This is a genomic window from Enterococcus sp. BWR-S5 (assembly GCF_016745255.1).
GTDB lineage: Bacteria > Bacillota > Bacilli > Lactobacillales > Enterococcaceae > Enterococcus_L.
The window spans coordinates 127204-149613 of record NZ_JADOEQ010000012.1 but is presented as its reverse complement, the minus strand read 5'-3'; the positions used below and the strand labels follow the sequence as shown (position 1 = coordinate 149613).

Annotated in this window: 22 protein-coding genes and 1 riboswitch; of the genes, 5 read left to right on the top strand and 17 right to left on the bottom strand. The window is 39.8% G+C overall.

Annotated elements, in window-relative coordinates; genetic code table 11:
- Positions 1–164 precede the first annotated feature (164 nt).
- The 3 genes from IW510_RS14320 (at position 165) to IW510_RS14310 (ending at position 3725) form a co-directional block, all read left to right on the top strand.
- Positions 165–2279 carry an LTA synthase family protein gene (locus IW510_RS14320; RefSeq protein WP_202060753.1) on the top strand — a complete coding sequence of 705 codons (2115 nt, stop codon included), beginning with the start codon at positions 165–167 and terminating at the stop codon, positions 2277–2279.
- A gap of 191 nt (positions 2280–2470) precedes the next feature.
- Positions 2471–3175 carry a hypothetical protein gene (locus tag IW510_RS14315; protein ID WP_202060750.1) on the top strand — a complete coding sequence of 235 codons (705 nt, stop codon included), beginning with the start codon at positions 2471–2473 and terminating at the stop codon, positions 3173–3175.
- 4 nt (positions 3176–3179) lie between these two features.
- Positions 3180–3725 carry a hypothetical protein gene (locus IW510_RS14310; RefSeq protein WP_202060748.1) on the top strand — a complete coding sequence of 182 codons (546 nt, stop codon included), beginning with the start codon at positions 3180–3182 and terminating at the stop codon, positions 3723–3725.
- Positions 3726–3901: 176 nt separating this feature from the next.
- On the opposite strand, the gene IW510_RS14305 is transcribed toward IW510_RS14310, so the two are convergent.
- From IW510_RS14305 to IW510_RS14295, 3 genes are all read right to left on the bottom strand, one after another.
- Positions 3902–5365: a sensor histidine kinase gene (locus tag IW510_RS14305; protein ID WP_202060746.1), complete on the bottom strand. Its 1464-nt coding sequence runs from the start codon at positions 5363–5365 to the stop codon at positions 3902–3904.
- Positions 5362–6081 carry a response regulator transcription factor gene (locus IW510_RS14300; protein WP_202060744.1) on the bottom strand — a complete coding sequence of 240 codons (720 nt, stop codon included), beginning with the start codon at positions 6079–6081 and terminating at the stop codon, positions 5362–5364. The genes IW510_RS14305 and IW510_RS14300 overlap by 4 nt, the downstream gene beginning before the upstream one ends.
- Positions 6082–6319: 238 nt before the next feature.
- Positions 6320–6508 (bottom strand): hypothetical protein, encoded by a 189-nt coding sequence (locus IW510_RS14295; protein WP_202060742.1) that lies wholly within the window; start codon positions 6506–6508, stop codon positions 6320–6322.
- 189 nt (positions 6509–6697) lie between these two features.
- On the opposite strand from IW510_RS14295, the gene IW510_RS14290 reads away from it, so the two are divergent.
- Entirely contained in the window at positions 6698–7459 is a 762-nt protein-coding gene (locus IW510_RS14290; protein WP_202060740.1) for a threonine/serine exporter family protein, read from the top strand.
- Between the two features lie 12 nt (positions 7460–7471).
- Complete coding sequence (locus IW510_RS14285; RefSeq protein WP_202060738.1) at positions 7472–7921, top strand: threonine/serine exporter family protein; 450 nt, start codon at positions 7472–7474, stop codon at positions 7919–7921.
- Positions 7922–7999: 78 nt separating this feature from the next.
- On the opposite strand, the gene IW510_RS14280 is transcribed toward IW510_RS14285, so the two are convergent.
- From IW510_RS14280 to IW510_RS14215, 14 genes are all read right to left on the bottom strand, one after another.
- Complete coding sequence (locus IW510_RS14280; RefSeq protein WP_202060736.1) at positions 8000–8467, bottom strand: SRPBCC domain-containing protein; 468 nt, start codon at positions 8465–8467, stop codon at positions 8000–8002.
- 215 nt (positions 8468–8682) lie between these two features.
- On the bottom strand, positions 8683–9126 hold the full coding sequence (locus IW510_RS14275) for a hypothetical protein (protein ID WP_202060734.1): 444 nt from the start codon (positions 9124–9126) through the stop codon (positions 8683–8685).
- Positions 9127–9410: 284 nt separating this feature from the next.
- Positions 9411–11252 carry a translational GTPase TypA gene (typA, locus tag IW510_RS14270; protein WP_202060732.1) on the bottom strand — a complete coding sequence of 614 codons (1842 nt, stop codon included), beginning with the start codon at positions 11250–11252 and terminating at the stop codon, positions 9411–9413.
- Between the two features lie 155 nt (positions 11253–11407).
- Complete coding sequence (locus IW510_RS14265; protein WP_442896435.1) at positions 11408–12187, bottom strand: inositol monophosphatase family protein; 780 nt, start codon at positions 12185–12187, stop codon at positions 11408–11410.
- Between the two features lie 5 nt (positions 12188–12192).
- Positions 12193–12468 carry a UPF0223 family protein gene (locus tag IW510_RS14260; protein WP_202060730.1) on the bottom strand — a complete coding sequence of 92 codons (276 nt, stop codon included), beginning with the start codon at positions 12466–12468 and terminating at the stop codon, positions 12193–12195.
- A 63-nt stretch (positions 12469–12531) separates the two neighbouring features.
- The gene (locus tag IW510_RS14255; protein ID WP_202060729.1) at positions 12532–13797 is read right to left on the bottom strand and encodes a voltage-gated chloride channel family protein; all 1266 of its coding nucleotides are present in this window, start codon (positions 13795–13797) and stop codon (positions 12532–12534) included.
- A 60-nt stretch (positions 13798–13857) separates the two neighbouring features.
- Positions 13858–13926, bottom strand: a riboswitch (Fluoride riboswitch).
- 145 nt (positions 13927–14071) lie between these two features.
- Positions 14072–14578, bottom strand: coding sequence for an HD domain-containing protein (locus IW510_RS14250; RefSeq protein WP_202060728.1), 507 nt, complete (start codon positions 14576–14578; stop codon positions 14072–14074).
- A 161-nt stretch (positions 14579–14739) separates the two neighbouring features.
- Entirely contained in the window at positions 14740–15267 is a 528-nt protein-coding gene (locus IW510_RS14245) for a GrpB family protein (RefSeq protein ID WP_202060726.1), read from the bottom strand.
- 80 nt (positions 15268–15347) lie between these two features.
- The gene (locus IW510_RS14240) at positions 15348–16034 is read right to left on the bottom strand and encodes a M23 family metallopeptidase (RefSeq protein ID WP_202060724.1); all 687 of its coding nucleotides are present in this window, start codon (positions 16032–16034) and stop codon (positions 15348–15350) included.
- Positions 16035–16053: 19 nt separating this feature from the next.
- A complete protein-coding gene (locus tag IW510_RS14235) occupies positions 16054–16671 on the bottom strand; it encodes a TetR/AcrR family transcriptional regulator (protein WP_236674755.1) in 618 nt (205 codons plus the stop codon).
- Positions 16672–16895: 224 nt separating this feature from the next.
- Positions 16896–17123, bottom strand: a complete 228-nt coding sequence (locus tag IW510_RS14230; protein ID WP_202060722.1) for a hypothetical protein — start codon at positions 17121–17123, stop codon at positions 16896–16898.
- A 40-nt stretch (positions 17124–17163) separates the two neighbouring features.
- Positions 17164–18855: an arginine--tRNA ligase gene (gene argS, locus IW510_RS14225; RefSeq protein WP_202060720.1), complete on the bottom strand. Its 1692-nt coding sequence runs from the start codon at positions 18853–18855 to the stop codon at positions 17164–17166.
- Between the two features lie 377 nt (positions 18856–19232).
- A complete protein-coding gene (locus IW510_RS14220; protein WP_202060801.1) occupies positions 19233–21416 on the bottom strand; it encodes an alpha-galactosidase in 2184 nt (727 codons plus the stop codon).
- Positions 21417–21572: 156 nt separating this feature from the next.
- Positions 21573–22397 (bottom strand): carbohydrate ABC transporter permease, encoded by an 825-nt coding sequence (locus IW510_RS14215; RefSeq protein ID WP_202060719.1) that lies wholly within the window; start codon positions 22395–22397, stop codon positions 21573–21575.
- Positions 22398–22410 lie beyond the last annotated feature (13 nt).

Sequence of the window (22410 nt, the reverse complement as noted above, 5' to 3'; positions counted from 1 at the left end):
CCAATGATTCTTAAGGTTTCTAAAATTTCTTAACAAAAGGCATGAATAATTCGGTGAATAATTGACAGTACCCAACGGACAAGGTAAAATTACATGTATGCAATTTACTATTTTCATGAAAACTTGTTCTGTTTTTTCGAACGTAGTGTTGGAAAGGAATTATTATGTTAAAAAAAATCAAAATACCGAACTTTTTAAATACCAGATTAGGACTATTCACTACTGTAGGAGTACTTTTATGGCTGAAGAACCTTTTAGCCTATATGACAGACTTTCACTTAAGGCTTGAAAATATCAACGAATATATAATCCTTGTGATTAACCCAATAGCGACGACCTTCTTTTTACTGGCGATTGCACTTTATGTGCGTAAAACAAAACGGGCATATATCACCATGATGGTCATCTATTTCTTAATGTCCCTGCTTTTATTCTCGAATATCGTTTACTATCGAGAGTTTACAGATTTCATTACAGTGAATACCATGCTTGGTGCCAGCAAGGTAGCTAGCGGGCTTGGAGAAAGCGCACTTCGTCTATTCAGACCTTATGATTTCATCTACTGGATTGACTTCATTATTGTTGGTGGTCTACTGCTTTCAAAGAAAATAAAAATGGAAGATCGAGCAATCCGCGCAAGAGTTGCCGTTTCCATCAGTTTGGTCTCAGCGTTATTCTTCTTGTTTAACCTATTCCTTGCTGAAACGGAACGACCACAACTGCTTGGTAGAGAATTTTCTCGTGACTACATTGTAAAATTTCTTGGCTTGAATGCCTTCACTGTTTATGATGGCGTGAAGACCTATCAGACGAACCAAGTACGGGCGGAAGCCAGTGACAGCGATATGGTTGCCGTGGAAGAGTATGTAAAAGAACACTACGCAGCACCGAACGACGAAACCTTTGGTATTGCCAAAGGAAAGAACGTTATCTATATTCACTTGGAAAGTCTTCAACAATTTATCATTGACTACAAACTGAAGGACGAAAATGGTGTTGAGCATGAAGTCACACCATTCCTAAACAGCCTGTTCCATGATAACAGCACATTCAGTTTTGAAAACTTTTTCCACCAAGTGGGACAAGGAAAAACAAGTGATGCTGAAACCTTATTCGAAAATTCATTATTCGGTTTGAGTCAAGGTTCGCTCTTCACTCAAATCGGCGGTAAAAATACGTTTGAAGCTGCACCGACAATTCTTAACCAGACACAAGGCTACACAAGCGCTGTGTTCCACGGAAATGCCGGTAACTTCTGGAATCGTAACGAGACCTACAAGAATCTAGGCTATGATTATTTCTTCGATGCAGGCTATTATGATGTCAACGATGATAATTCATTCCAATACGGACTTCATGATAAACCGTTCTTCGAACAGTCCGTGCAATATTTGGAGCATTTACAACAACCGTTTTATTCTAAATTCTTGGCAGTATCTAATCATTACCCTTATTCACAATTTACAAACGAAGAGGGCGGCTTCCCAATTGCTGACACTTCAGACGAAACAATCAACGGATACTTTGCAACAGCAAATTACCTTGATAAATCTGTTGAAGAATTCTTTAACTATTTGAAGGCTTCCGGTTTGTATGAGAACTCTGTTATCGTCCTTTATGGTGACCATTACGGTATCTCTTCTTCAAGAACACAGAATCTTGCAGAGCTGCTTGGCAAATCCAAGGCAACTTGGAATGACTTTGATAACGCGGCATTACAGCGTGTCCCTTACATGATTCACATTCCGGGACAGGAAAATGGTGGTGTCAACTCTACGTATGGTGGTCAAGTTGATGCTTTACCGACATTGCTTCACTTATTAGGTGTAGATACTGAAAACTATATCCTACTCGGTCAAGATTTATTCTCTAAAGAACACGACCAAGTAGTAGCCTTCCGAAACGGTAATTATGTTTCTAAGAAATATACTATGCTTGGTTCTAATATTTATGAAACAGCAACTGGTCGATTAATCGATTCGCCTTCTGAAGAAATACAACAAGAGGCAGAGGCTTTGAAAGAAGCCGCTAATACTCAACTAAGCATGTCAGATGAGATTAATACTGGCGACTTGCTTCGTTTCTACTCCGGCAGCGGACTTAAAGCTGTTGATGCATCCATCTATAACTATAAAAATCAATTACAACAGTTGATTGATATCGAAAAAGAAAAGGGTGCTGAGTCTACAAGTGTTTACAGTAAAAACAACAATCAAAGCACGGTAAATGAATACCAGACAAATACCTATCAAGGCTACGAAAATAACAGCAGCCAATAATATTAGTTAAAAGAAAGAGCAAGCCGAATCATTTCCGGCTTGCTCTTTCTTTTTGTTTCTTCAACAGTCTCCTCCCCCGCATCATTGTCCTGAAATTACTTAAAAATACCATACGCTTTTTTGTCACTTCTTCATAATTAATTCATATTCTTTTTTTATAATTTTACTACAGGTAATTAAAGAGGTGAGAAATGTTGAAAAGCCTTCATTATGCTTTTGCTGATCTATATTACTACAAAAAATCGACACTTGTGACAACAATCATTTTTTCCATCTTTTTATTCGCATTAAATGCCCTTCGAAATCTGATTGATCTTAACAACTATTGGATTAGACAGCTGGCAGATAATGGTTCAACAAAAGATGTTCTCCACTCCTACCAGAGCTGGAATTCGGTTTATTCTTCTTTTTACATAGGTAGTATTATTTTATTTTCTGTAGTGATTAGTATTGTCTTCTACTTTGCAGCTACTGAACGAAAGATGCTCATTCAAAACTGGCGGCTTCTTGGCTTCTCAAAAATGTATATCTTGAAACAGATACTACTGGAGGTTCTGATTGTTACGATTGCTGCGACAATTATTGTCAGTTCACTCCTACTGATTTTTCAAAACGTATATGAATCTGTGCTCTTTCATATTCATTCTTTAGCAGAGGCTGATTATCCACTTGCAACAGGATCAATCGTTATTACAGAAAATATCCCAACCTCTGATGCGAGCGCTGGTTACCAGACTGCCGGATTCTTTTCATTTAATCTTCAACGATTCTCTCTAGTTGATATTTTCGCTAAGTTTAATCGAAATACAGCGGTTCTTATTGGCATTACGCTCTTTGCAGCAGGCCTTTTCACAAGCTATATTATTCGACAATCAAAAGTTATTTTTAGGAAGTGATTACGTGAAAACTATTGAAAATTTCCATACTGCTATCGATCAGATTATTGCATGGAATGAACATAAAGTTATCGCCGTACTTAAGAACAAAGAACAACTTACAGATGAGTTGCCGGATTTTGTTGAAATGATTCTTCAACAAAATCATACAAAAGAAATTGGTCTTCTATTGGATGATGCTGCATTCTTTCCATCCTTCTCAATTACAGATAATCTCTTTATATGCAGCTCTGTTAAGGATAAGGAGCGAAAACAGCTGTTGAAGGAATGGGCGGTACTTTTGGACCTGCCAATGTTCACTTTTTCTGATTCCTTTGACAATCTCTCAATCTTTCAACAAGTAAAGCTTCAGCTCATGCAGCTAATCTTATCAAATAGAAAGAAGATTATTTTGGCAAATGACTTTTCAAAGCTAAGCGTTTATGAAAAGCAGCAGCTGTTCCCACTCTTGAAAGAATTAACAACGAAATTCTCTGTTTCTCTATGGCTGGTTACTGACGATCAAAAGATTGCCGACAGCCCTTATATTGATAAAACAGTGATTGCTTAACAAAAGCGAAGCCCGTCAAAGGCTTCGCTTTTTGTTAGACTAATTTCTCTTCTTCAACAGCATAGCTCAGTGCCCCCACTCCTTTCAACAATAGAAAATGACCTTGGCTGATGGTTTTTCCCATCGGCCAAGGTCATTTTATTATTCAGGAACTGCTCTTATCCGTTCCATTTACTTTACTCTATTTCCACATCAGGCAAGGTAATTGTGAAGGTTGTTCCTTTCCCTAGCTCACTTTCTACGGAAATAGTTCCTTTGTGCAGTCGAACCAGCTGCTGAACGATTGGTAGTCCTAATCCGGACTCCCCATACTTGGTGTTCTTTCTGGATGGGTCCGCCTTGTAGTAGCGATCCCAGATATTTACCAGTTGCTCTTCACTCATTCCGATACCCGTATCAGAAATCTTGATAATCGTCTCAAGATATCCTTTCTCCACTTGAACACGAATGTCGCCATCCTTTGTAAACTGAATCGCGTTTTGAAGAATATTTACGACGATTTGGACAAACCGATCATAATCTGCAAAAACCTCTACAGAATCTGCAGCGTCTAAATGAAGGGTGTCTCCTGCTGCTTCTGCCTTTTTATTCAACTGAGTAAAAATGTTCTTAATTGTTTCAACAGCATCGAACTTCTTCACGACAATACTAATCTGATTTGTACGTATTTTTTCATAATCCAGATTCTCATTGACTAGACGAATCAATCGAGCTGTTTCATTCTGCATCAATTTCAACGCATTTGCTTTCTGATTTTCAGGTATTGCATCGTACTCCAAACCTTCCAGCAAACCATTAATCGTTGTCAACGGTGTTCGCATCTCATGAGAAGCATCTGCCATGAACTGTCTGCGTCGTTCTTCTTGTCTCTCAATCTCTTTTTGTGACTCTGCCAGTGATTCCGCCATCTTATTAAAATCCTCGGCTAAATCATCAAACTCATCTTTATCATGGACATCCAGCTTGATATCAAAATTACCACTAGTAATTTCTCTTGTTGCCTTACGCATCCGATTGATACGTTTTACTTGGAAAGCAGCCAAACCATAGCTGACAAATAGTGCTACAACACTGGAAATCAAAAATCCTTTGAATAGATTCGAGGTTACCTGTGCAACACTGTCTGTTACATTTTTGGCAGGCTGAGTGGCTACTAAATAGCCAACTAAATTCTGACTCTCCGTTCCATTATAAGAAATCGAGACCATCACCGGAGAAAGCACATAAGAGGTTGCTTGCTTCTTTCCATAAATATCTTTGTCGATTGTTTTATAGACTCTTTCTCCTTTTGACAAGACATCAAATTCTTCTTTTGAAATAGAAAAGTCTAACGGCTCCTCAGTAACCTGAGGAAACTGCCGTTCCATATTCACGTCAAAATAGACAAACTGGACATTCTGTTTCTTTAAGATTCCCTCTGTTAATTGAAACGCTGCATTCACTCGCAGCTGTTCAGTAGGCAAGGTCTCATTAAAATAAGCTTTTGCCTGTAAGGCTTCCTCAGCATAGCCGTATAATCGTTCATAATTATCTTCCTGCATCGAAGTCTTTGTCATTTGCGTAAACGATGTTCCAACGATAACAATGATTAAAATGATTACTCCCCAAAAAGCTAAAAGCTGCTGATACAGGTATTTCATGAAGAAACACCAGAATCATCAAATTTATACCCTACGCCCCAAACGGTCTGAATCACTTGAGGACCTACTTTTTCAATTTTTTGTCTTAGCTTTTTGATATGGGCATCAACTGTTCGTTCATCACCAAAATATTGATAATCCCAAACCATTTCTAAAAGCTGTTCTCTGGAAAAAACTTGGCGCGGCTTTTTGGCCAGAGTATAGAGAAGATCAAACTCTTTGGGTGTCAAGCCTTCAATCAGCTGATCATCCAAGTATGCTTCTCTGGTTTTTGTATTCATTTTAAAATGTTGTGTCACAACATCGAAAGCGTCATCTGACTGCTCGTCATCACCAACATGTTCAGCCATTTCCGAACGTCTGTGCAGAGCTTTGATTCTGGCAATCAACGTCAATGGGCTAAAAGGCTTCGTCACATAATCATCGGCGCCCATTTCGAGACCGATTACCTGATCACTCTCAGAATCTCTGGCCGTCAACATAATAATTGGAACAGTGTGAGAAACTTTACGAATCTCACGACAAACAGTCATCCCATCCATCGATGGCAGATTTAAGTCAAGTGTAATCATATCCCATTTTTCCGGGTTCTCTAAAAAAGTGTCCAGTCCCTTTTTCCCATCATAGGCAAAAACAGCTTCCCATCCTTCATTCAGAAAAAACATCTGCATCATTTCTGAAACAGATTCATTATCTTCTATCATTAATACGTTCATAATTGCTCCTCATTCCTTTACCAACAGTAATTATTTTCACGATACGAATATACTAAAATCATCAGCTGCCTCCACAATGAAAACAAGGAAGCCCATTCTGCCTGTTTATTTAGTCTCATTCATCTAGTATAAGTATACTCTAAAAAGCGCCAGTCTCCAATAAAATCTATCTTTCTTCAAGAAAGGTTTGCCTTTTATTCATGATTCCACGTATTTTCGACCATAAAAAAACCAACTTCTATTTAGAAGTCGGAATTTTTTTCTTTTTTCGGTTTTGATAGAAGCAAATTGCCCCGCCTGTCATCTGTAACAACAATACAGTACCAAGCAAGATACTTAAAAAGAAGTGCTCCTGAAGCAATGCTCTTCTTAATAAAATCAGTACTACCAAACTGCTTGCTGAATACAATGACCATTGTTTGTCCATGTCCAAAAGACCCCTTTGATTTATTACGTCAAGCATAGGACTTTTCTGTATAAAAATCAAGTAGCTGCATGGAAATCACCGGTTTCATTAAAAAAGTCTCATTGTTATTTTTACACCTTCTTTAGTTCCACTCATCACTAAAAAATGGTAAACTGATTCTGATATAAATTACATGAGGTAGAGGTCACTATGAAAAAAACAATTGATAATGACATACAGCTCTTATTCGACATCTGTCTGACAGCCGGAAGAATCATGATGGAGAATGGCTCAGAAGTCTATCGGACAGAAGATACAATGAACCGGATTGCTGCAAATGCAGGCTATTCCGACAGCGTGACACACGTCACTGTTACGGGGATTTTTATGGGGTTCCGTTCTGTTCCCTATACCCAGCTTGAAAACATCCGTGAGCGCAGTATGAACCTGGAAAAAGTGGCTGCGGTAAATCAGCTTTCCAGACAATATGAAAAAGAAGAGATTTCTCTGACTGAACTGCATCAGAAGCTGAAAAAAGTGGATACAGAAACACCCAGTTTCCCTATCACGCTCCAAATCTTTGCAGCAGGTATTGTCAGCTGTACCTTGATGTATATTTTCAGTAATTCAACAACAGATTTTGTTGCTGCCTTTTTTGTTGGAATGCTGGGTTTTTCAATTTCTTATTTAATCAGGAAATACTTAAAAATGAAATTTATGGATGATTTTGTTGCTTCTGTGATTATTGGTCTCTCAGCCTATCTATTAGTCATCGTCAACCTTGCCTCAAGCATGGACAACATCATTATCGGCTCTGTCATGCCCTTAGTTCCCGGTGTCGCAATTACTAATTCGTTTCGAGATATTTTATCCGGTCATTTAATTAGTGGGATGGCACGAGCAACAGAGGCTCTATTCGTTGCAGGATCTATCGGCATTGGCATTGCCATGGTCTTTATCTTATTTTTGTAGGGAGAACAATACATGAATATTATTTTTCAGTTTATCTATAGTTATCTGGGTACTGTAGCATTCGGAGTCATTACAAATATTCCAAGAAAAGCCTTAAATGTTTGTGGTATTACAGGAGCAATTGGATGGATGATTTTCATTCTAACGCGAGAACTGGAGACTGGCGATGCATTTGCCAATTTTTTCAGTGCCCTCTGCATTGGACTGCTTAGTATCTATTTTTCTCGAAAAAAGAAGATGCCTACAATTATCTTCAATATTCCCAGCTTAGTGCCTTTGGTTCCAGGCGGACCAGCCTACCAGGCAGTCAGAAGCTTTGTTTTAGACAACTATATTTCAGGATTGCACAGCGCCATGACTGTGATTATGACTGCCGGCTCAATCGCTGCCGGCTTTATGGTTACCAATATGGTGGAAAAATTGCTGAAACGTATGGCTGTCAAACGACAGCAGCAGCTATGATAAACAAATATTTTTCATTAACAAAAAACGTGACGCGCTTTTTCTTTCCGAGCGCGTCACGTCTTCTTTTCCAGCCTATCACTTTTCTCTCATCATTCTTTCCAGCTCTTGCGCTTTCTGCTTGATACATTCTGGAGTAAATATCTCTTCCTTCCCTTCCGCGGCGGCCTTCAGTCGCTTCAGCACATAATGCCAACCGGCAATATCCTGATAAAGATTGGGAAAGTCCATTGGTAAAACCTCCAAAAATTCCAGACGGGTTTCCTGCGGCAGAAGCTCTTTCAGACGAAAGCTGACCTCACCGGAATCCCACATAATCTTAAAATGTACAGGTTCCTCATAAGCCAAAACTTCCATGTCAGCTTTGAAGCCATCTGCCTCAAAAGTCAGAATTTTCTTTTCAGCCAGCTGCTCCGCTTTTAACTCCGGAAACCATTTTTCAAGCCCCGCAGTTGTTGTCAATAACTGCCAAACCTCTGAAATAGAAGTATCTATCGCTAACTCCTGTTGGAAATATATCTTTGCTTCACGTTGATAGAGCTTCATAGCTATCGCCCTCCTTTTTCTATCTTTATCATAACATAGTCGTTTGCCTCTCTACTTCAAAGAGACTTATTACAACATGATAAAAGCAAACAGATGATGGCTTAACAAGATTGAATACTCTCAATGGCAGAGCCAAAACTAGCTGTTTTCCTTTTCTAAGCAATGCACGCTGTGCGCTTTTTATATAAATTTTTATACGGCATTTGCATAATCACTTATCCTCTAAACTGAAACCATGTAGTCAACTCAATTTTATTATCCGGCTTTGACCCATCATAGTAGTTCACATCCATCGTTTCTGCGGTAATCTTAATCAATAGAGTATCACCCGTTCTTTCCAATACTTCCATTCGATTATTTTTTGTGGGTTGATGGTCACAATAATACAATAAGGCTTCACTGTCCTCTTCTTCATTCTCAAACAGCAGAACGAAGCCAGGTTGCAGCTCTTCTTCCTTGAGATTTAACGCATGAAAAGAGATATCTAATTTTGGTTTAGCCTCTAAGATTATGGTATCTTCATTTAAGTTTTCACCCGCATCACATTCTATTTCTAGCCATAAAGAGTAGGGATCATCCCATGTCCCATCTCCATCAAGAATATACCAGACTGCCTTTTTTATTGGATAGGCTTCTTCACCACAAAATCTTTTTAGCATAAGTTTATCCATCCATCATTCATTCCTTTTTCCTTTAATCAGCCGCAGCTTATATCTTCTATAAAAGAAACAGCACACGTCTTCTACCTTTTTAACTATTCGTTACTATAGTGCTATACAACAACTATTAAGTCAATAGCTTGTAATAGGTGCCGAGTGACAGTTGTTTCCCTCAACAACATCCCCCACAGTATTAATGTGAACTATCTCTTTTTAATGTAATAAAAAAACAGTACAGCGGGCGATTAGCCCAAACTGTACTGCTTCTGGTTATTCTTATCTGATTAATCAGCTTTTTTCTTTTTCTTACTTGCTTTTTCACGTTCGTTTTTGTTCAGAATCTGTTTACGTAGACGAATACTTTCAGGTGTTACTTCACAATACTCATCTTCATTTAGAAACTCTAATGATTCTTCCAACGTCAATAGCTTAGGACGTTTGATAACAGAAGTCTGATCCTTATTCGCTGAACGGACATTCGTCATTTGTTTCGCTTTTGTAATGTTAACAGTTAAATCATTGTCACGGTTATTTTCACCGATAATCATACCTTCATACACTTCTGTACCAGGCTCAACGAATACTGTTCCACGTTCTTCAATACTCATGATACTGTATGTTGTTGCTTTACCGGTATCAATTGAAACCAATGCACCTTGATGACGTCCACCAATCGTTCCTTGAATCATCGGTAGATATTGGTCGAAGGTGTGGTGCATGATGCCGTATCCTCTTGTCATAGAAAGGAACTCTGTTGTGTAACCAATCAATCCACGTGCAGGTGCCAAGAAAATCAGACGGATTTGTCCGTTTCCAGTATGAATCATGTCTTGCATTTCACCTTTACGTTGGCTCAATGACTCAATAATGCTGCCCATATATTCTTCCGGTGTATCGATTTGCACACGTTCGAACGGCTCACATTTTACGCCTTCAATTTCACGTTCGATAACTTCCGGACGAGATACTTGCAGCTCGTAGCCTTCACGACGCATATTCTCAATAAGAATAGACAAGTGAAGCTCACCACGACCTGATACAGTCCAAGCATCCGGAGAGTCTGTTGGATCAACGCGTAAAGAAACATCTGTTTGCAGTTGAGACATCAAACGTTCTTCAATTTTTCTAGAAGTAACAAATTTACCTTCTCTTCCGGCAAACGGAGAGTTATTTACTAAGAAAGTCATTTGTAGTGTTGGTTCGTCGATATGCAAAATTGGCAAACCATCCTGATGGTCAATCGGTGTTACCGTTTCACCAACAAAGATATCTTCCATTCCTGAAACGGCAATTAAGTCACCGGCTTTTGCTTCTTGAATTTCAAGACGCTGCAAGCCAAAGAAACCAAATAATTTCGTTACACGGAATTTCTTCACGCTGCCGTCAAGTTTCATCAACGCAACCTGATCGCCAACCTTCACTGTTCCACGGAATACACGACCAATACCGATACGTCCAACATAATCGTTATAGTCCAGTAGTGATACTTGGAATTGCAGAGGCTCATCACTATTATCAATAGGAGCAGGAATATGTTCAATGATTGTATCAAAGAGCGGGCTCATCGTTTTTTCTTGATTCGCTGGATCATCTGAAATACTTGATGTTCCATTGATTGCAGAAGCGTAGATAACCGGGAATTCCAGCTGATCTTCATCTGCACCTAGCTCGATAAATAATTCCAATACATCATCAACTACATGCTCAGGGCGTGCAGAAGGCTTATCGATTTTGTTTACAACAACGATTGGTGTTAAGTGTTGCTCCAACGCTTTTTTCAATACAAAACGTGTTTGCGGCATTGTACCTTCATAGGCATCGACAACCAAAACAACACCATCAACCATTTTCATGATACGCTCAACTTCACCACCGAAGTCCGCGTGTCCTGGTGTATCCATGATATTGATTCGTGTTCCTTGATAATCAACAGCTGTGTTTTTCGCCAAAATTGTGATTCCGCGCTCTTTTTCAATTGCATTGGAATCCATCGCACGCTCTTGTAATTGCGTGTGTCCATCTAAAGTATCTGATTGCTTCAGTAATTCGTCTACTAGGGTTGTTTTTCCGTGGTCAACGTGGGCAATAATTGCGACGTTACGGATATCATTTCTATAATTTACCATTGTTTGCTCCTTATCCATTGCTTACTGTGCCTGTTCATCTAAATCCGACTGTTTATTATAACAAATTTTTTTCATGAAATATAGTCTAAAGTTTTCATAAACAATGAAAACCTTAGACTATGTACTGTTTTTTTTGTAAATACACGTCTTTTTCTCTAAAAGTTGCCTGTTTTTTTGAACATTTCTACGATTTCTTTATGTGTTTCCGGCTGAGCTGCGACAAAATATTCTCGTTCATCAAAGGACAATGCTCCTCCAGTCAGTGTTGTTGCATGGAAGCCGAACACTTCAATTAAGGCCATCCCGGGCGCATAATCCCAAGGGGCAAGATTAGAAATATACCCAATATGATTGCCCTTCAATAAGGCAATCATTTCCAAACCGGCACAGCCGCTGACACGAATGCCCATGCTGGCATTTGCCACTTCTTTAGAGCCATGAATATTTTCACCGAACATATATGCATTAAAGCCTAACAGACCTTCATTCAGCTTGGAAGACTCAGGCTGTTGTAGCTTCTCATCATTTCTGAATACACCAAGCTCTTTACCGCCCCAATAAAGTTCTCCCGCCATGACGTCATAGATAAAACCCAGCTTACCAATACCATCTTCAAAGATGCCCAGCATGATACAAAAATTTTCTTGCTCCATCACAAAATTCATCGTCCCATCAATTGGATCGATAATCCAGACACGTCCGGACATGGAGTCGATTGTGTTATACCCAGTTTCTTCTCCTAATATCTTATCGTTTGGATAGACCTCTTGAATTTTATTAATCAAAAGCTGTTGCGTTTCTTCATCGATATTCGTCACTAAATCTGTACGATTGGACTTTTCTTTGATTTCCAATGTATTGTTTAAACTGGTTTTAATAAATTCTCCGGCATCATTCAACCAATTTTTTACTTCCTCAACATTTACAAGCTGCATCTCCATTAGCCTCCTATCTTTAATCTGCCCGTTTCCTTTTTCTTTGCTTCCTGTACTGTTCGATACAAAGAATAACCGGATGCTTTCTCAAATTCATTTCCTAAGCGTTTTTCCTCACCAATGCTTTTTACCACCTGTTTGAACTTTTTGTACGCATCAAGGAAATCTGTTGTTTGGATACCTGACTCATTTGCCTGCTCCAAAGCAGACCAAAGATTTGTCACAATGACCATCTCGTCTGTCGTCCAATCTAAATCTAGTGGATATTGATATTCTTTCATCCTCTCACCTCATCCCTCCTAGTGTAGCACAAGTAGAAACGAGCTGAAAGTATTCCCCTATGTTTAATGCTTTGATTGTTTGCTTTTCCAGCTTTCATACAAAGGTAAAAGGACTCTCCCCTTTTCCAGCTCATTTTCCTGTGCAGAATAGATTCCGCTGTTTCCGGAACACATATAGCTGATAATACAAATCATTAAAAGATAAACGGCCGACTGGCTACCAAACAGCTCAATTCCCATAATAAAGCAGGCAATCGGTGTATTAGTTGCTCCGGAGAAAACACCAATAAAGCCTAATCCGGCTAAAAAAGGTACAGATAGTTGAAGGAATGGCGCCAGTGTACTCCCTAAGGTGGCACCGATTTCAAACAAAGGTGTTACTTCCCCGCCTTGATACCCCGCCCCAAGTGATAGAACTGTGAAGAACAATTTCCCAATAAAATCAAAAGGGCTAGCCTGTCCTGAAAATGCATCACTTAATAGCGGCAAACTCAAACCTAGATACCGCTGTGTTCCCAGAAGCAATGCTGCGACTACCACCACTGCACCGCCTAAAAAGTTACGTAAAACAGGATTTGATACCCAGTTGCTATAAGTTTTCTTTAGAAAAACAATGGATCGGCTAAATACCCAGCCAATCAAGCCGAAGCAGATTCCGGCAATCGCCAGCTTCAAGAAAACCTGAACCGTCCATTCAGGAACGGCCCCCATTTTGTAGTGTGTATGAGTAATGCCATACATTTCTGTTACCATATTTGCAAAAAAGGCTGCGAAAAAACTAGGAAAAATGGCTTCTGAACGGAGCTTCCCTAAAGCCAGCACTTCTAATCCAAAAATGGTACCAGCCAAAGGAGTACCGAATACAGAACTGAAGCCGGCACTAATCCCGGCGATAAGAATAATTTCCCGTTCATAACCAGATAAGCGAAAGACTCTCCCTACCGCATCAGCTGCTGCGCCGCCCATTTGAACAGCTGTCCCTTCACGACCAACTGAACCGCCAAATAAATGAGTCGTAATTGTGCCGAATAGAGTCAGTGGAATCAAGCGCAGCGGAATGTTTTCTTCTCCGCCATTCGCCTGACTGATGACCAAATTGTTTCCGCCGGCAGCATTTTTTCCATAGCGGCTATAAAGATAGGCAAAGACAGCCCCACTGACTGGCAGCAGAAGCAGCAGCCAAGGATGTGTGCCGCGATAGGCTGATACCCAGGTCAGACTATTTAAGAAGAAAGCAGATAGCGTGCCCATGATACTGCCGATAATTAGGGCAATAAGCAGCCACTTTCCCATGTAAATTGTTGTTAATACTACTTTGTTATTTTTCATTGCCTTTCTCTCCCTCATTGAACAAAATGAAAACGCCTACCAAACGAGAGAAATCTCCCTTGTTTGGTAGGCGTCATCAATTTATCAAAAAATAAATAATTATCGGCGAACACCATCGCCATCATAGTCTATTTGATTGATTCTAATTTAGCATAAAGCTGATGGTTAGACAATTGATAACCCTTGGAGCTACCACGCATTTTTTTCTAAATTATCCATGCGCAAATAAAAAACCAGAACAGAAGAGGGGGTCTCTGCTCTGGTTCGATTCACATTATTGGACAGGTTCTTTACGGCTAAAGCGTTGCAGCCATTTGCCTCTTACTGTTGAGACAATCGGCAGCGATGCTTCTTTAATTGCACAATATTTATCAACCATTGTCACAATGTAGCTTTCTTTATATTTCGGCGGGGCAATCGTTGCTCCCCACATGTGTTTGATGATAATATCGCGCTCCAAATCAGAAAGCTCAGTAAGCTTTTCCGCATTTTTCACTGCGATTCTCGGATGCATGTAAGCATGAGATCCCTCATCAAATTTTGTTGTACGCCAGTCATAGTAAAACAGGTCATGTAACAACCCTGCTCTGGCAGTCGCACGAGCATCACCATTCCATTTTTTTGCCAGCTTGTAACTGTAATAAGAAACACTGATGGAATGTTCTAAACGTGTCGAATTCATATGTTGAATATAATTTCCTAACCTTTGCACTTCCTCAGTTGCCAATAAATCTTCTACATAAGACATATATTCTTTATCTTCAGTCCATTTTTCTGTCATAGATATGGGTGCCACCTTTATAAGTAGTTAAGCTTCAAGCTTGTGAAAAGTATAGCACCCTTTTTTTAAAAATTCTAGATTTATTGCAGGACGTAAACAAAGCTTAATATTTGTAATCAAAGACCTTGACAGATACAAAGATACTATTTTTCAAACAATTGTTATTTATTTTGCCAAAGCCATTTCAACGCTTCTTTTTCTATATTTTTCACAAACTCATCTTTATAGTCACAGTAACCGTCAATATCTGTTGGATGAGCAGCGGCTGCATGAACTTTTATACGTGCGTATTCCTCAGCAATCTCCGGATGTACACGCAAGTAATCTCGGAAAGCAACATGTCGGCCCAGCTCAGACAGATTATCATATTGATAGGCGTGAATTTGATGTGTGCGTGTATCTCCACCCTTGGGAAAATACCTGCGTCCCGGCAGACCATATTCTCCCCAGCTTTCATAGCCTAACGACGACAAAGCATCTTGATAATTATCCAGCTCACTAATCTCACTAACAACTAGAGAAATATCTATAATCGGCTTGGCCGCCAATCCAGGAACTGAGGTACTGCCAATATGCAGCACTTGAACGACCAGCTGTTCAGGAAGAACTGCCATCAATCGATCCTTCTCCTCCTCAAACTTTTTTGGCCATAGTGAATCATAGGAAACTACTTCAATTTTACGAACCATCTTATCCCTCCTAAAAAAATCGATTATTAGAATGTATCATAATTTGACACGCAGAGCAATGAAGTAGTTGCTTGCTGGTATTATTTAATAAATCTGATTCTATCTGTTTCAGACGGCATCTGGTTGTATACCATCTGCCAGCCATCGTTTTGATACACCTCGTATTGCTCAAATAAACAAGGAATACCTTGGGAGTGGGCAATATCCTGACTATCCATAAGCTGAAAATGGAGATGGGGAGCTGTCGAATTACCCGAATGGCCAACTTTTCCTAGATAATCGCCCTTTTTAATTTCCTGATTAAGAGTTACGGCAATCGAATCCTTTTGTAAATGAGCAAATGCCATATAACCATCTTTTCCATAGTTGATTACGACATAATTTCCAGCGATTTTACTATGAGCATCTTTCTCTTCATTAAAAAATAAAGCATTTTTTATTGCAATCATCGAGTCGACAAACCAGTGGACAATTTTTCTTTCGCGAATTCCATCTTCCAACATGACCACTTTTCCATCACAGGGAGCGTAAATCGGCTCACCCCAACAATAGCAGTCCTTCAAAGGAACGCCAAACAAAAAATAGCGTATGGCACTGAGACGATGAAAAGGAGTTGAACGTTTCTTATAATTAACCTGTAAAAAATCAAAGGCATATCTTAATCCCAATCGATTGGTACCATGACTTGGAATCTGCTTCTTTGGGGTTGTAGGCGCCTGCCATTCCCCTCGTAACGGAAACTCAATAACTACCGGTGCTCGTTCCATACTTCTCCCTCCATTCATCCTATGCTTTATAAAAAATTGTTTTCAGGTCAGTAAAATACTGGTCAATTTCCTGAATGATTCCATCATAGTCAATAGTTCCTCGCTCAGTTCCCTTAATCTTTAGCAGCTGCTGCTCGGTAAAACCAATATTGCTCCAGAATATTAACTCTTTGCATCTCTCAACTGACAGCTCCTGACAGAATTTCGTTTCATCAATAGATTCAAACAGCTCTTCAAAGCAACCATTTCCTTGCGCCGTTTTCTCCCTCAGCTTCTCATTGATGGGTTCAGATTTCGTTACTGCAGCCAACTCGTTAAATTCGAAAATCCAAGGATAAGTCTTTCTTAACTCTATTTGCAGAAGATACGATTGCTTTAATCGCTCAAAAATATCTTTTTCGTTATTGTTCATTTTTTGTGTATAGTCTTTGTTGATACGCTCTGTACAATAATCAACCAGATACAGAAACAGTGCTTCCTTATTTTTCACATAATGAAACATTAATGCTTTGGATAAGCCGGCTTCTTTCGCAATACTATTTGTTGAAGCCTTGTCATACCCCTTTACTGAAAACTCTTCGAGCGCAGCATTTATCAAAAGTAATCGCCTTTCTTTTTCTAGCTTCTCAATCATCATAGACTACTCAACTCCTCTTTAAAACAACTATACTGAATGGTTAACCAACGATTGACCTAACAGGTAAATTTAATTATAACCTCATTTACCTGTTAGGTCAATGAAGTGTTTTATACAAAAAAGAACAGGCTGCGGAAAATAGTCCCACTGCCTGTCCTTTTTGTCTCAGTTGAATCAACACTAGACTGATTCAATGCTAGTTATACAATTTTATTTATTACACACTATTTTTGCGATTGAAAATGAGCCATCGCTTGTTTTACCTCTTCAACAGCTTCCGGCTTCAAATAAGTGAAAACCTTCTCGTTGAACACAGCAAAAAATTCCGGTGTTTGCTCTCCAGCGGCTGCTTTATTAAAGGCATCTGCCAACAATTCTTTCATTTCTTCTACGTGCTCCGCTTTTGATCGTTCCAGCATAAATTCATAAAACTTTGCTTGTCCTGCATTCATCTAGCTTCCTCCATCTACTTATTAATTTCAGAGCTGTCTGTTACATTTCATCCGGTGCATGTAAACCAAGAAGACGCAGGTCTTCTTTCAAAAGAACAGCCATCGCATACACTAATGCCAAACGTGATTCCTTTTGTTCATCATCCGCAAGAATTTTCACATGAGCATAGTATTTGTTGAAGGCTTGCGCCAATTGAATCGCATGCTTCGCAATGACAGACGGTTCATATTTCTCCGCAGCCTGCATCACTGTTTCAGGGAATTTTTGCAGCATTTTAACAATTTCCCAGCTTTCTTTATCATTCAAGCTGTAGTTCATCGCTTCATTTGGCGTGAAGCTGCCCTTTCTTAAAATACTCATAGCACGTGCATGGGTATATTGAACGTAAGGTCCTGTCTCACCTTCAAAACGAACCACTTCATCTAAAACAAAGTCAAAATTGTTCAGTCGATCATTTTTCAAGTCATGGAAAATAACAGCTCCGATTCCCACCTGTTTGGCTACTTCTTCACGGTTTTCAAGGTTTGGATTTTTCTCAGAGATTTGTCTTTCAGCAGACTGAACTGCTTCATTTAGCACCTCTTCTAACAGAACAATCTTACCTTTACGTGTGGAAAGCTTTTTGCCTCCCTGTGTAATTAACCCGAATGGAATATGATGCATATCATCTGACCATTCAAAGCCCAACTCCTTCAATACAGCCTTCAGCTGCTTAAAGTGATTGGATTGTTCATTTCCTACAACATAGAGAGATTGCGCGAAATTATAAGTTTTCTTACGGTACAAGGCAGCTGCCAGGTCTCTTGTAATGTACAAGGTCGCACCATCTGATTTACGGATCAACGCCGGATTTAAATCATAGGCAGTCAAATCAACAATTTCCGCTCCGTTGTTCTCTTCCAACAAATGTTTTTCCTCAAGAAGTGTAATCACTTCATCCATCTTATCGTTAAAGAATGCTTCACCGTTAAATGAATCAAAGGAAACCTCAAGCATGTCATAGATTTTATTGAATTCTTGCAAAGATTCATCTCTGAACCATTGCCAAAGCTGCATAGATTCCTCGTCGCCTTCTTCCAGCTTTTTGAACCATGCTCTTGCTTCATCTTCAAGCTCTGGTGTCTCCTCAGCTTCCTCATGAAACTGAACGTACAGACGTAATAATTCGGTAATTGGCTCCTTTTTAACCGCTTCTTCAGAGCCCCATTTTTTATAAGCCACAATCAATTTACCAAATTGCGTACCCCAATCGCCCAAGTGGTTGATTTTTACTGGCTGATAACCAATTTTTTCAAGAATGAAGGCAATCGAATTTCCGATAACGGTTGAACGCAGATGTCCCATTGAGATTGGCTTGGCGATATTTGGAGAAGACATATCAATCGTTACATTACTGTTATTTCCGATAGATGCATCACCATAATGATTTTTCTGCGCAACAATTTCTTTGATGACTGCGCCGCTAACTGCTTCTTTGTTCATGAAAAAGTTCAGATACGGTCCGACAACTTCGATTTTTTCAAAGGCCGACTGATCAATTTTTTCTGCCAATTCAGCAGCAATCTGCTGTGGCGCTTTTCGAAAGACCTTCGCTAAAGAAAATGCTGGAAATGCAACATCTCCGTGATCTGATGACTTAGGGTTCTCCAAAAGCTGCAAAATTTGTTCAAGTGCCAAATCGTCCTTTACAACAGCAAAAATAGCTTCAGCAACGATGTGTTTGTTATTCATGATTGTCCTCCTAAAAAATAGTAATAAAAAAACGCCTCTAACCATCGCCTGGACGATGATTAGAGACGAGAAATTCCCGCGGTACCACTCTACTTATCTGTTGATTATTCAACAGACCTGCTCAAATCTGATAACGGTAGATTGACCGGCCTTCTATTCAGGCTTCAGCAAAGTGCGCTTCCCACTACTTCATCATTTTCGGCTTCCACCCTCCCGAAATCGCTGTGTTGACTTAAAGTAAGGTACTCTCTTTGTCAGTATCTATCTTTTGTGAAGTATACCAAATTTTTTTTGGTTTGACCAGTGGTTCTGTCGGAATTTATTTTTCACAGTCGCTTCTCTCAGAAATGAACGTTTCAACTAAGGCTAAGCAAAAATTATTCTACAGCCTTCAACGCAATCATTTTACTCGCATAATCGCCCCACATCTCTGTATCGATATACATACCGATATTCATGAGCTCATCGCCGCCAATGACTTGACCTTCAACCTCGTACTCTTTGGTAGAATCAAGTCCGGTCAGCTTCAACACATGGAACGCAGACGATGCTTCAGCCATCATGCGGCTGTAAAAAACAAGCGCATGGCTTTTCTCACTGTCAACAAACATCCAAGAAGCATGATTTCCATCAAAGGGGCTCTTCAAGCGATAATAGTCCCCAAACTGAATCAACTGCCGATGCTCTTTATAAAAATGCACCTGTTCTTTCATTACTTCTTTTTCTTCGGCAGAAAGATGCGTCAAATCCAGTTCATAACCAAAGACACCAGACATCGCAACATTCCCTCGGGTTTCAAGACTTGTTATCCGCCCTGTTTGGTGGTTTGGAACAGCAGCTACATGGGCGCCAATCGTTGAAATCGGGTAAACCAGACTTGTGCTGTATTGAATTTGCATTCTTGATACCGCATCTGTGTTATCACTGGCCCAGACCTGCGGCATGTAATACAACATCCCAGGATCAAAACGACCACCACCGCCGGAACAGCTTTCAAATAAAATATCAGGAAACTCTGTCGTTAACTGTTCCAAAAATTCGTACAACCCAAGGATATATCGATGAGCGACCTCACCTTGCTGTTCTGCTGATAGTAAGACGGAATAGACCTCTGTCATATTTCGATTCATGTCCCACTTAACATACTCTAACGGCACCTTATTAAAAATTTGTTTCAACTGCTGATAGATATTGTCTCGCACGTCCTTTCGAGAGAAATCCAAAACGAATTGACCTCGTCCAATCGTTTTTCCTCTTCCCGGAATATGCAGTGCCCAGTCAGGATGCTGACGAAACAGCTCGCTATCCTCGGAAATCATTTCCGGTTCTACCCACAAGCCAAATTGCATCCCCATATCATGGATTTTATTTGATAATCCCAATAAGCCCTCCGGCAGCTTTTTCTTATACTCGACCCAATCACCTAAAGAAGAATCATCATTGTCTCGATGACCATACCACCCATCATCTAAAACAAAAAGCTCAGCTCCAAGATTGCGTGCTTCCTCTGCAATGGCTAAAACCTTCTCTTCGTTAAAATCAAAAAAGGTTGCCTCCCAATTATTTGCAAGAATCGGACGTTCTTCGTATTGATAACGACCTCGTACCAAATGATTCTGGAACAAATGATGAAAGCTCTTAGACATGCCATTTAGCCCTTGGTCGGAGTAAACCATTATCGCTTCCGGTGATTGAAATACCTCGCCCCTATTCAGCTTCCATGAAAAATGATGAGGGTTCATCCCCATTATCAAGCGCGTTTGCTCGTAAGGATCACGTTCAACAGTTATCTGATGATTCCCGCTGTATACCAGAGAAAAACCATACACCTCACCGCTCTTCTCCGTTGTTTCTGGGGCAGCTAAAGCTGCAAACGGATTTTGATGATGACTGCTTGAGCCTCGCTTACTGTCTAAAAGCTTGATTCCTGCTGTAATTCTTTCACGTTCAAGCATTCGCTCCTTTGACCAAGTTCCATGCAAATGAATTAAATCCAAAGCCTGACTGCTAAAATCAAGTGTCAAGCTGGCAAGCTTGCTGATATACACCAGCTCATTCGATTCGTTTCGTAGTTGATTCGACCGTGCGACAACCGATTGATCCGCGAAAATCGTATAAGAAAGATCAAGGTACAAGTCGTACAATTGATCCTTCAGCGTAATAGTCAAGGTTTGTGCATCAGCTGGCTCCTTCACATAGGTTGCCGGCAGACCGGAAAGCAGTGGCTTCCCTTCTTCTATCTTATAGCCGTAATAACGAAAATCACTCACTTTGCTTCCTGACTCATGCAGCAGCTCGTAAGAGAGTGTACGATAATCTCCCGGATTGCCCGGAAACTCCTGCATCACTGTATCAAATGAAAACTGCCGATCCGTTGAAAGTGGTGGATTTGGAGAAAATGAGCGGTCGGTTCTTGGATAGCGAAAATGATTATGGTAGTGTCGAATCGCTTTTCCAAAATAGAGATGTGCCGGGATACCCCCAGCTTCTATTTGAATCAGGTAACTAATTTTTTTATTAGACAAATGAAAAATTTGTTCTTTTTCATCATAAGTAATCATTGGCATTCTTACAAATCCTTCCTTCATAACCAGCTAGTATTCAGCCATATCTTCAGTCGACTGCTCTACATTGCCAATTATTTTTTAAAATTCAGGACCGGAGCATCTTGTGAACGACACAATGCTCCAGTCCTATGAGTGAGTGTTTCATTTATTTTATTTCACAGAACCATTGGTCATCCCTGAAATAATATTTTTTTGGAAAATCAGATAAACAATTAGGATAACGACAATCCCTACAACATACGAAGCAAAGGATGGCCCGAAATCATTGAAATATTGACCGGAATAATTGTATTGGAACAAGGGTAACGACCAATTATCTGAATCCTTATTAAGAATCAGCAATGGTAACAGGAAGTCGTTCCAAATCCACAATGCATTGATAATTAGGGTCGTTGCATGCATAGGCTTCATCAATGGGAAGATAATCTGGAAATATGTTCGTAGTTTTCCCGCACCATCAATTTCAGCCGCCTCGTCGATTTCTTCTGGTATCGTATTTTTAATAAAGCCTACATACAAGAACAAGGTCTGAGGAATCGCATAGGCTAGATAAAGAATAATCAAGCCGGGAATATTGGATAGACCAAATTTACTCATCAGACTAGTGATTGGAATCATGATTACTTGAAACGGAACGAAAATTCCTAAAATCAATAAGCTATACATGATGCCAAAGGCTTTCTTTCTTGAAATATTTCGAGCAATTGAATAGGCCGCCATTGGAACAAACAGGGTAATTAATACTACCGAAGCGACTGTAATAATGACTGAATTTTGAAAGTATTGACCAATACCATCATCCAACAGTCGAGTAAAGTTTTCGCCAATAAATGGCGCCGGCATGCCCAGAAAATCTCTTGTGATCTGCTTGGTTTCTTTAAACGCACTGATGACCGTGTAAAACAACGGGATAAAAATCAGAACCAAACCAATCAGCAAGCCGATATAGTTCAAAACAGTGGACTGCTTTTTCATGATGTTTACTCCC